Origin of the sequence: Jannaschia formosa, from assembly GCF_003340555.1 — a bacterium.
Classification (GTDB): Bacteria; Pseudomonadota; Alphaproteobacteria; order Rhodobacterales; family Rhodobacteraceae; genus Jannaschia; species Jannaschia formosa.
Genome location: NZ_QPLJ01000014.1, coordinates 99,705 through 109,692, shown reverse-complemented (window position 1 = coordinate 109,692; position 9,988 = coordinate 99,705). Strand labels below are relative to the sequence as shown.

Genomic DNA, 9,988 nt, shown 5'->3' with positions numbered 1-9,988 from the left:
CGAAATACTTCGTGATCGCCGCCGTCAGCGTCGTCTTGCCGTGGTCCACGTGGCCGATCGTCCCGATGTTCACGTGCGGCTTCGTGCGTTCGAACTTTGCCTTCGCCATCGAAGGTCTCCTCTCGTCTGGGCGGGGCGTGACGGGCACGCCCCTACGTGGTTGGCGCCGGTCCCGGAGACCCGGATTCCGTATCGCGCGCCGTCTAGCGGGGCCGTCGGCCAAGCGCAAGACGCCTGCCGCACTCTCGAAGGCCCTCAGGCGTCCGGGGCTGGGCCGCCGGACCCGGGCGGCAGGCCGAAGAGCTCGCCGTTGCGCAGCATCCAGGACTGGATCTTGAAGGCGACGTTGCGCGCGAGCGTCACCATCTGCTCGTCCGCGTCCTTCATGATGCCGGAGCCGAGGAACAGCGTGTTGGCCCCCTCGAAGGCGGTGATCTGCTCGGGCCCGGCGATCTTGCGCTGGGGATCCGCCTCCCAGACATTGGCGGTCACGATCAGGATCGACTTCGGCGTCAGCACGATCGGGATGCCCGGCGGCGCCAGCGCATAGCCGTCGATGGCCAGAGCCACGACATATTGCTTGCCCCCGCGGTAGCGGCCGAAACGACGTTCGAGCTCCGAGGTCATCACCCGCTGCCACGCGGCGGGGTCTGCGTCGCGGGACGGCGGGACCTTCTTGATGTTGTCGGTGACGACGACCGTATAGGCCAGCTCGAAATCGCCCATCGGGCGCATCTCGGACTCGAGCGGGTCGGGCACGGCGCAGCCCGCCAGCGCCCCAGCGCCCGCAAGGCTCAGGCCGGAGAAGGCGCGGCGCGTCAGTCGTGTCATGTCTCTCTCCCTGCGGGTCGGAGGCGGGATAGTCGAGGCGCCCGCCGCTGGCAACTCAGCCGCAGATGCCCTTCAGCGCCGCCCATGCCTTCGGCGTCAGCGCTGGCACCCCCGGCGGCGGGTCGCCCGCCGCGCCGGCGCTCTCGATCCGGTCGGCGAGCGCGGGATGGGTGCTGAGATGGGCGAGCAGCCCCTCGACATCCCCGTAGCGGTCGCGCAGCCGCTCGAACATGGTGCCCAGGGCCGAGGGCGGCAGGCCGACCTCGCGCAGCTGCCGCGCGGCGAAGGCGTCGGCGGCAAGCTCCGCGTCGCGGGAATAGCCCGAGGCGACGGCGAGGCCCAGCGTGCCGCCGAGGATGCCGCCGCCGGTCACGTCGCCGATCAGCACCGAGATGACGGCGAGGCCGGACGCGGCCTGCAGGGTGTGCCGGACGGGATCGTCGTTGACCACATGGCCCAGCTCGTGCGCGAGCACTGCGGCGATCTCCTCCGGGCGCTCCGCCGCCTCGATCATCGAGTTGAAGAAGGTGATCCGGCCCCCGGCCACCGCATAGGCGTTGAGCGTCGGGTTGGCGCTGTCGTCCAGCACCTCGACCCGCAGGGGATAGGGCAGCTCGACCCCTTCGGCCACGCGCGCGGTCATCGCCTCCAGCGCGGCGGTCCCGGCCGGGTCGTCGCACTCGCGCAGAGGCTCGAAATCCTGCGAGAACATCAGGCGGGTCTGCTCGTAATGGATCTCGCCCATGGCGGCCTCGGCCTCGGCATCCATGAAGCGGGCGAGCAGGCCCGCAAGCCCCGGCAGCACCACGAACAGCAGAAGCGCCAGCGCCCCTGCCCCCGCCGCCGAGACGAGCAGCGCGCGCCGCCAGAGCGGCGGGCCGGGCAGCCGGTTCCGGGTCGCGGGGTCGAGATCGTGGATCAGCTCCCGCGCCTCCGGGTCCTCGACGACGAGCCGGGCGGCGTCACCGGTCGAAAGCCCGTAGGACAGCGCGCCGCCCGGCGCCTGGTCGGGCAGCAGGCGGATGCGGCGGACGGGCCAGCGGACCTGCTCGCCCGAAGGGGTCTCGATCAGCAGGACGCGGCCGCGATCGCCGGTCTCGGCCCGAATCTGCGCCCGCTGGCGCAGGGCGCGGGCGCCGTCGAAATAGTCGGCGAAGACCGGCGCGTCCGGGTCGGGCGCGAGCGATGGCTCGGGCGCGGGCCTGGCCCAGGGGCCGGTCATATCCCCGACCCCATGTCGAACAGGTTCGCGAAGCCGTCGGCATCGTGCATATGCGCGGATTCCCCCTTGCGGACGGCGTTGACCTCGGCGGCGCCGCGCAGCTGCAGCGTATCGCCGACATGGCGGATCAGCGGATAGGTCACGAAGACGAGGCGCAGTGCGCCGCGGCCGAGGAAGAAGGTCAAATAGAACAGCAGGCCAAAGGCGACGAACCAGGCCGGGTCGAGGTTCTCGATGTCCTCGAGCTGCGGCAGGGCGCTGACGGCGAGGAAGCCGAAAGCCATGGCCGCGCCGAAGGCCGCGGCGATCAGCACTGCGCAAACGGCGAGCCAGCCGCCCAGATGAATGCCGATGACGCGTCCGGTGCGGGGCTGCACCGTCAGGCCCGCACCGGACGCGAAGACCAGCGACGAGGCCAGCAGGCGGAACGACACGACCTTCCAGTGGACCCAGCCGAAGAAGGCGAGCGGCCCGAAGAGGAGGTAGAGCCAGGCGTGATCCTCCCGCTCCATCCCGCCGACGATATAGGTCGTGGCGACCAGCCCCCAGATGCCCGCCAGCGCGGGCAGGAAGGGCGGGATCAGGCGCCGCGCGGGCAGCGTCAGGCGGAAGTGGTCGTCGCCGTAGAAGCTGCGGCGCGCGCGGAAGCGCCAGAGCCGCTGCTGGCGCACGGGCCAGAGCAGGCCGAGGCTCAGGATCGACAGCAGCGTCCAGAGAAGCGCCAGCCCCGTGTAGCGCCACGCCCCGGGCTTCATCGAGAAGGCGATGCCGCGCCAGCGGGTGTGGTTGAGCAGGTAGCGCATGCCCCGGTACTGCGCGAACCAGTAGACCGGCAGCAGCAGCGCGAAGGCCGCTGCGGTGCCGGGCCCCGGGCTCTCGAAAAGGTTGAGCGAGACGAAGATCAGGACCATTACGATCAGGCCCAGATAGACCGCCACGATCACCGCCGCGATGACGAAGCCCATCAGCTTCTCGAGCGGCTGGCCCACGTATTCGAAAGGCGAGCCGCCCACCCGCAGCGCCGACCACAGCCAGCGCCGCACCCGCGTGCGCGCCCAGAACGAATAGACGCCCAGGGTCAGCACCGTCAGGCCGGTCGTCCGGAATACCAGCGAAAACAGCGCCCCGCGGGAACCCAGCACCTCGGCCCCCATCCGGTCGAGGGCGGTGCCGTCAGCCATCGGGCGTGGCGGTGGCAGGCGGCGCCTGGAACCGGTTGTCCCGCGGGAAGCCGCGGGGCGCCATCCGCCCCGCCTGCGCCCGCGCGCCCACCCATTCCGACAGGTCCTGCTGGTGGCGGTTCTGGCCCTTCTCGGTCACCCAGCGCAGGCCATCGGCAAGCGTCAGGCAGGTCAGGTCCGCAAGGCCCCCGTCCTTGAACCGCTGCAGCCGCACGCCCTTGCCGCGCGGCATCTCCGGCAGCTCGGACAGCGGGAAGACCAGCATCTTGCGGTTGTCGCCGATGGTGGCGACGTGGTCGCCCTGGGCCGTCACGGGGCGCAGGGCGCTCACGTCGCCGCGCACGTTCAGCACCTGCTTGCCCGCCCGCTTGGAGGCGAGCATCTCGTCCTCGGGGCAGACGAACCCGTCCCCCGCCGTGGATGCCAGCAACAGCTTGCGGCCGGGGGCGTGGATGAACAGGTCGACGATCCGCGTCTCCTGCGGGATGTCGACCATCAGCCGCAAGGGCTCGCCCATGCCGCGCCCGCCCGGAAGCTGGCTGGCCTGCAGCGTATAGGCCCGGCCGTCCGAGCCCCAGACGATCAGCTTGTCGGTCGTCTCGGCGTGGAAGACGAAGGCGGGCCCGTCGCCGTCCTTGTATTTCAGCTCCTTCTCGAGCGGCTGGTGGCCCGACAGCGCGCGCATCCAGCCCATCTGGGAGCAGACGACGGTGATCGGCTCGCGCTCGATCATCGCCTCCAGCGGGACATCGGCCACCTCGACCGCCTCGGCGAAATCGGTGCGGCGGCGCCCGGCCTCGGTCGACTTGCCCATCAGCTTGCGGACCTCGCGCAGCTCGGCCGAGATAGCCTTCCACTGCAGGTCATCGTCGTCGAGCAGGTCCTGAAGCCCTGCCCGCTCCTCCATCAGCGCGTCCCGCTCCTTCAGAAGCGCCATCTCCTCCAGCCTCCGCAACGCACGCAGGCGCATGTTGAGGATCGCCTCGGCCTGAACGTCCGAAAGCTGCGGCTCGCCCTTCGCGGGCAGCGGCGAGACATAGTCGGATTCGTCCGTCGCGCGGCGGTAGGCGGACGACCATTGCTCCGCCATCAGCGCCTCCTTCGGGGCGTCGTCGTAGCGGATGATGTCGATGACCCGGTCGAGGTTGAGATAGGCGAGGATGAACCCCTCCAGCACTTCCAGCCGGTGGTCGATCTTGCCGATCCGGTGGCGCGACCGCCGCAGCAGCACGTCGCGGCGGTGGTCGAGGAAGGCCTGCAGCACCTCGCGCAAGCTGCAGACGCGCGGCGTGACCCCGTCGATCAGCACGTTCATGTTGAGCGGGAAGCGCGTCTCCAGCTCCGACAGGCGGTAGAGCGTCGACATCAGCACGTCCGGATCGACGTTGCGCGTCCGTGGCTCCAGCACGATGCGGATGTCGTCGGCGCTCTCGTCCCGGACATCGGCCAGGATCGGGACCTTCTTCTGCAGGACAAGCTCGGCCAGCTTCTCGATCAGCTTCCCCTTCTGCACCTGATAGGGGATCTCGGTCACGACGATCTGCCACTGGCCCTTGCCCAGATCCTCGATCACGTGGCGCGCGCGCAGCCGGAAGGCGCCGCGGCCCGTGCGGTAGGCCTCCAGGATCGCCTCGCGCGGCTCCACGATGATGCCGCCGGTGGGGAAGTCGGGGCCGGGGATATGCTCCACCAGAGTCTCGTCGCGGGCGTTTGGCGCCTTGATGAGGTGCAGGCAGGCCGCGATCAGTTCGTCGAGGTTGTGGGGCGGGATGTTGGTCGCCATCCCGACGGCGATGCCGGCGGCGCCGTTGGCCAGCAGGTTCGGGAAGGCGGCGGGCAGGACGACCGGCTCTCGCAAGGTGCCGTCGTAGTTGTCGCGCCAGTCCACCGCGTCCTCGGCCAGCCCCTCCAGCAGGGCCTCGGCGGCGGCGGTCATCCGGGCTTCGGTGTAGCGGGCGGCGGCGGGGTTGTCGCCGTCGATATTGCCGAAGTTCCCCTGCCCGTCCACCAGCGGATAGCGAACCGCGAAATCCTGCGCGAGCCGCGCCATCGCGTCGTAGATCGCGGCGTCGCCGTGCGGGTGGTAGTTCCCCATCACGTCGCCCGAGATCTTGGCCGACTTGCGGAACCCCCCGTTGGAGGCCAGCCGCAACTCGCGCATGGCGTAGAGGATGCGGCGATGCACGGGTTTCAGCCCGTCGCGCGCGTCCGGCAGCGCGCGGTGCATGATCGTGCTGAGCGCATAGGTCAGGTAGCGGTCACCGATCGCCCGCGACAGCGGTTCGGCGGTGACGCTGTCCTCGGGGGCGGGATCGGTCGGGGTCCGATCTGGGTCGTCGTCTGGCGGGGTCATGGCGCAGGACTTAGCCTTGAGGCCGAAACATCACAAGAACACGGGTTCGAATTGCCGCCCCTCCGTGGTATGGTTAATGCGACTGGCTCAGCCCCGAGGGAACCGGCTAGAGCGGTCGGTGTTTGATTAGCAGATTCGCGTTTTCCTGCCGGAGGATTCCACCATGATGAAACTGACCTTCACGCTCGCCGCGGCGCTTTATGTCGGGTTCGTCATCTGGGGCCAGCCGATCGAGAACGACCTCGAAAGGGACGTGGCGACGCCCGTGATCGCCTCCGTCGTCCCGACCGAGACCGCCGAGTTCGACCGCCCGACGATCCTCGGCCTCAGTCCGTCCGAGCCGCAGGTGACCCGCACCGTGGTCGCCGCGCCCGATCCGGCTGTGGTCGCCGCCTCGGCGCCCGCTCCCAGCGCCCCCACCCCGCGCCTGATCGGCGAGCCGGTCGTTGTAAGCCTCGTCGCCCCGGCAGCGGCCGCGACCCCCGAGACCGCCGCGGCAGCGGAGCCGGGCACCGAGGGCCTGCTGCGCGTCACCGGCAGCCGGGTCAACATGCGCTCCGGCCCGTCCACCTCGAACGACGTGGTCGACAGCCTGCCGCGCGGCACGCTCGCCGAAGCCATCGGCGAGCCGGTCGATGGCTGGCAGGAGATCCGCGACGTCTCGACCGGCCTGACCGGCTTCATGGCCGCCCGCTTCCTCGAACAGAGCTGATCGCCGCAGCGAGGCGGGGGCGTCCGGGACCGGGCGCCCTTTCGTGTACCCGGCCCATGGCCCATAGCACCGCCGAGATCCACGAATCGGAGGCGGCGGTGCACAGGCGCAGCATTCTCATCACCGGCTGTTCCAGCGGTATCGGGCTCGACGCGGCACGGACGATGGCCGCGCGCGGATGGAAGGTCTTCGCCGCCTGCCGCAAGGCCGAGGACTGCGCACGCCTGGAGGCGGAGGGGCTGTCGTCGCCGCGGATCGACTACGAGGACGGCCGCACCCTCGGCCCCGCGCTCGACCGCATCGCCGACGAGACGGGCGGCACGCTCCACGCGCTCTTCAACAACGGGGCCTATGCCATTCCGGGGCTGGTCGAGGACCTGCCGACCGACGCGCTGCGCGCCATTTTCGAGGCCAACTTCTTCGGCTGGCACGCGTTGACCCGCCGCGTCCTCCCGATCATGCGGGCGCAGGGCGGCGGGCGGATCGTGCAATGCTCCAGCGTCCTTGGCATCACCGCGATGCCCTGGCGGGGCAGCTACAACGCCACGAAGTTCGCGCTGGAGGGGCTGACGGACACGCTGCGGATGGAGATGGCAGGCACGGGCATCCATGTCTCGCTGATCGAGCCCGGCCCGATCACCACCGAGTTCCGGCGCAACGCCCGGCGCCAGTTCGAGAGATGGATCGACTGGAAGGGCGCCCCGCGCGCGCGCGACTACGAGGCGCAGATCGCGCGGCTCGGCTCGGACAAGGTCGACCGGTTCGAGCTTCCGCCCTCCGCCGTGACCGCGAAGCTGATCCACGCCGTCGAGGCGCCCCGGCCCCGCGCGCGCTACTACGTCACGACGCCGACCCATTTCGCGGGGGCGATGAAGCGGCTGTTGCCGACGCAGGCGCTGGACCGAATCCTCTCGAAACGCTGACCGAGGCCCCTAGGTTTCGGAGGACGGACACAAGGAGACCTCATGACCGACGATCCCCTCTTCTACGTCGTGGCCGCCGCCTGCCTCGCGGTGGTCGTGATCCTGCTCGTCGGGATCGGCGGCTTCGCCAAGGGCGGCGCGTTCAACGCCAAGCACGGCAACCGGATGATGCGCTGGCGGATCATCGCGCAGTTCATCGCCGTCGCGCTGCTTCTGGGCTTCGTCTGGTTGCGCGGGCGGGGGGCCTGAGATGGTCGTCCTGTCGAAGATCTACACCAGGACCGGCGACGCCGGGACGACCGCGCTGGGCAATGGCGTCCGCGTGCCGAAGACCTCCCCCCGGGTCGAGGCCTACGGGACCGTGGACGAGGCAAACGCCACGATTGGCATGGCCCGGCTGCATGCCGGCGGTGAAATGGACGCGCTTCTGGCCGCGATCCAGAACGACCTCTTCGACCTCGGCGCCGATCTCTGCCGCCCCGACATGGCGAAAGACGCCGAGGCGGAATACCCGCCGCTGCGCATGACGGCCGGCCAGGTCGACCGGCTGGAAGCCGAAATCGACGCGATGAACGAGGCGCTGGAGCCGCTGCGCAGCTTCGTCCTGCCCGGCGGCAGCGCGCTCTCCTCACATCTGCATCTCTGCCGGACGGTCACGCGCCGGGCCGAGCGCCTCTGCGTCGCACTCGCCGGGACCGAGGACGTGAACGAGGCGGCGGTGCGCTATCTCAACCGCCTGTCCGACTGGTTCTTCGTCGCCTCGCGCATCGCCAACGACGACGGCCGCGCGGACGTCTTGTGGGTTCCGGGGGCGAACCGGACTTAGCCCGGCGGGGGCGCGTCGCGCCGGTTTCCCTTTCGATGCTCCTCAAATATGCCGGGGGGCGAGCGAAGCGAGCGGGGGCAGAGCCCCCTCCCCCCAGTCCACGCACAGGAGGGGCGGGATTCGTGACGTGCACGTCAAGACATTGCGTCAGATGGCCCCGCCGCGTCGTTTTGAGACTGTCCGCCCCTGCGACGACGCGCTAGACCCGCGCCAAAGATCGCGAAGGAGGAACGCCATGAAAGTGCTCGTGCCCGTGAAGCGGGTGATCGACTACAACGTGAAGGTCCGGGTCAAGGCCGACGGGTCCGGCGTGGACCTCGCCAACGTGAAGATGTCGATGAACCCTTTCGACGAGATCGCCGTCGAGGAAGCCATCCGCCTGAAGGAGAAGGGCGTGGCCGATGAGGTGGTCGCCGTCTCGATCGGCGTGAAGCAGGCGCAGGAGACGCTGCGTACCGCGCTCGCCATGGGCGCGGACCGCGCGATCCTGGTGGTCGCCACCGACGACGTCCATCAGGACATCGAGCCGCTCGCCGTGGCCAAGATCCTCAAGGGCGTGATCGAGGAAGAGCAGCCGGGCCTCGTGCTCGCGGGCAAGCAGGCCATCGACAACGACATGAACGCGACCGGCCAGATGCTGTCCGCGCTGCTGGGCTGGTCCCAGGCGACCTTCGCCTCCGAGGTCAATGTCGAGGGCGAGCATGCCGTCGTCACCCGTGAGGTCGATGGCGGGTTGCAGACGATCAAGGTGAAGATGCCCTCGATCGTCACCGTCGATCTGCGCCTGAACGAGCCGCGCTACGCCTCGCTGCCGAACATCATGAAGGCGAAGAAGAAGCCTCTGGATGAGAAGACACCTGCCGATTACGGCGTCGACGTCACTCCCCGGCTCGAGATCGTCAAGACCGCAGAGCCCCCGGTCCGCAAGGCCGGCGAAATGGTCAAGGACGTGGACGAGCTGGTGGCGAAACTCAAGGAAGCGGGGGCGGTCTGATGGCGGTTCTTCTGATCGGTGAAGTGACCAATGGCGAGCTCAACGTCGACGCGACCTCCAAGGCGCTGACGGCGGCGGTGAAGCTGGGCGACGTCACGCTGCTCTGCGCCGGGGCCTCGGCCGCGGCGGCGGGCGAGACGGCGGCGACGCTCGACGGCGTCTCGAAGGTGCTGGTCGCCGAGGATCCGTCCCTGGGCCACCGCCTGGCCGAGCCGACGGCGGCACTGGTCGTGTCGCTCGCGGGCGACTACAGCCACATCCTCGCGCCCTCGACGACGGACGCCAAGAACGTGATGCCGCGCATCGCCGCCCTGCTGGACGTGATGATCCTGTCGGACGTCACCGGCATCGTCGATGCCGACACGTTCGAGCGTCCGATCTATGCGGGCAACGCCGTGCAGACGGTCAAGTCCTCGGACGCGACCAAGGTGATGACGATCCGCACCTCGACCTTCGACGCGGCAGGCACCGGCAATTCCGCCCCGGTCGAGATCGTGTCGGCCGCCCAGAACCCGGGCCTCAGCGAGTGGGTCGAGGACAAGGTCGCCGAGAGCGACCGGCCCGAACTGACCTCAGCCGGGATCGTCGTCTCCGGCGGGCGCGGCATCGGCTCCGAAGAGGACTTCAAGATCGTCGAGAAGCTGGCCGACAAGCTGGGCGCCGCCGTCGGCGCGTCCCGCGCGGCGGTCGACTCGGGCTATGCCCCGAACGACTGGCAGGTCGGGCAGACCGGCAAGGTCGTCGCACCCGACCTCTACATCGCGGTCGGCATCTCGGGGGCGATCCAGCACCTCGCGGGGATGAAGGACTCGAAGATCATCGTCGCGATCAACAAGGACGAAGAGGCGCCGATCTTCCAGGTCGCCGATTACGGCCTGGTCGGCGACCTCTTCACCATCGTGCCGGAACTGACCGAGAAGCTCTGACGCCGTCTCGGCGACAGGAT

The 9,988-nt window shown here is 69.6% G+C and carries 11 protein-coding genes; 6 read left to right on the top strand and 5 right to left on the bottom strand.

Annotated elements, in window-relative coordinates:
* The 5 genes from DR046_RS14925 to DR046_RS14905 form a co-directional block, all read right to left on the bottom strand.
* The coding region (locus DR046_RS14925) for a GTP-binding protein (protein WP_135227308.1) at nucleotides 1-109 on the bottom strand (109 nt) is incomplete at its 3' end.
* A gap of 146 nt (nucleotides 110-255) precedes the next feature.
* Nucleotides 256-831 carry a hypothetical protein gene (locus tag DR046_RS14920; RefSeq protein WP_115383189.1) on the bottom strand — a complete coding sequence of 192 codons (576 nt, stop codon included), beginning with the start codon at nucleotides 829-831 and terminating at the stop codon, nucleotides 256-258.
* Nucleotides 832-886: 55 nt separating this feature from the next.
* The gene (locus tag DR046_RS14915) at nucleotides 887-2,053 is read right to left on the bottom strand and encodes a M48 family metallopeptidase (RefSeq protein WP_115383188.1); all 1,167 of its coding nucleotides are present in this window, start codon (nucleotides 2,051-2,053) and stop codon (nucleotides 887-889) included.
* Nucleotides 2,050-3,234: a DUF898 family protein gene (locus DR046_RS14910; RefSeq protein ID WP_115383187.1), complete on the bottom strand. Its 1,185-nt coding sequence runs from the start codon at nucleotides 3,232-3,234 to the stop codon at nucleotides 2,050-2,052. Before DR046_RS14910 ends, DR046_RS14915 begins: the two co-directional genes overlap by 4 nt.
* Nucleotides 3,227-5,587 (bottom strand): DNA topoisomerase IV subunit A, encoded by a 2,361-nt coding sequence (locus DR046_RS14905; protein ID WP_115383186.1) that lies wholly within the window; start codon nucleotides 5,585-5,587, stop codon nucleotides 3,227-3,229. The genes DR046_RS14910 and DR046_RS14905 overlap by 8 nt, the downstream gene beginning before the upstream one ends.
* A gap of 163 nt (nucleotides 5,588-5,750) precedes the next feature.
* On the opposite strand from DR046_RS14905, the gene DR046_RS14900 reads away from it, so the two are divergent.
* The 6 genes from DR046_RS14900 to DR046_RS14875 all read left to right on the top strand — a co-directional run bounded on the left by DR046_RS14900 (nucleotide 5,751) and on the right by DR046_RS14875 (nucleotide 9,968).
* The gene (locus DR046_RS14900) at nucleotides 5,751-6,299 is read left to right on the top strand and encodes an SH3 domain-containing protein (protein ID WP_115383185.1); all 549 of its coding nucleotides are present in this window, start codon (nucleotides 5,751-5,753) and stop codon (nucleotides 6,297-6,299) included.
* 56 nt (nucleotides 6,300-6,355) lie between these two features.
* Entirely contained in the window at nucleotides 6,356-7,222 is an 867-nt protein-coding gene (locus tag DR046_RS14895) for an SDR family NAD(P)-dependent oxidoreductase (RefSeq protein ID WP_370816267.1), read from the top strand.
* A 42-nt stretch (nucleotides 7,223-7,264) separates the two neighbouring features.
* The gene (locus tag DR046_RS14890) at nucleotides 7,265-7,471 is read left to right on the top strand and encodes a twin transmembrane helix small protein (RefSeq protein ID WP_115383184.1); all 207 of its coding nucleotides are present in this window, start codon (nucleotides 7,265-7,267) and stop codon (nucleotides 7,469-7,471) included.
* Between the two features lies 1 nt (nucleotide 7,472).
* Complete coding sequence (locus tag DR046_RS14885) at nucleotides 7,473-8,048, top strand: cob(I)yrinic acid a,c-diamide adenosyltransferase (RefSeq protein ID WP_115383183.1); 576 nt, start codon at nucleotides 7,473-7,475, stop codon at nucleotides 8,046-8,048.
* Nucleotides 8,049-8,283: 235 nt separating this feature from the next.
* A complete protein-coding gene (locus DR046_RS14880) occupies nucleotides 8,284-9,042 on the top strand; it encodes an electron transfer flavoprotein subunit beta/FixA family protein (RefSeq protein WP_115383182.1) in 759 nt (252 codons plus the stop codon).
* Nucleotides 9,042-9,968, top strand: a complete 927-nt coding sequence (locus DR046_RS14875; RefSeq protein ID WP_115383181.1) for an electron transfer flavoprotein subunit alpha/FixB family protein — start codon at nucleotides 9,042-9,044, stop codon at nucleotides 9,966-9,968. The genes DR046_RS14880 and DR046_RS14875 overlap by 1 nt, the downstream gene beginning before the upstream one ends.
* Nucleotides 9,969-9,988 lie beyond the last annotated feature (20 nt).